Annotated in this window: 1 pseudogene; it reads right to left on the bottom strand. The window is 68.8% G+C overall.

What is annotated here, in order from left to right:
• Positions 1-195: 195 nt before the first annotated feature.
• A pseudogene (locus tag JHD07_RS35575) lies at positions 196-375 on the bottom strand (molybdenum ABC transporter ATP-binding protein); the annotation flags it as partial.

A 375-nucleotide genomic window follows, 5' to 3' on the forward strand; every position in this document is an offset into this window, starting at 1 on the left:
TGCTGGTGGTACGCAGCATCTCCGGCGGCCGTGTCAACCTCGTCGGCCTGCGCCTGCCCGAGGAGGACGAGACCCCGCCACAGCTGACGCGCACGCAGGCGCTGCGCAGGAAGCTCGCGGACGTGTGGGCGTCGGTGGCGGGGGTCTAGCGACCCGCTCGCGTCCGGGGCACGAAATCCGCCGCAGCCATGCGCTCTACGCCAGCAGCTTCACACCGCCAAAACTCGTCACCCGGCCCTGCTTCAGCATCACGATCTGGGTGGCGAGCTGGCGCAGCTCGGCAACGTCGTGGCTGACATAGACCATCGGAACGCTGGCCTCGTCGCGCAGCCGCACCAGATAGGGCAGGATCTCGAGCTTGCGTCCCTCGTCGAG

Source organism: Bradyrhizobium sp., from assembly GCF_016462955.1.
Lineage (GTDB): Bacteria > Pseudomonadota > Alphaproteobacteria > Rhizobiales > Xanthobacteraceae > Bradyrhizobium.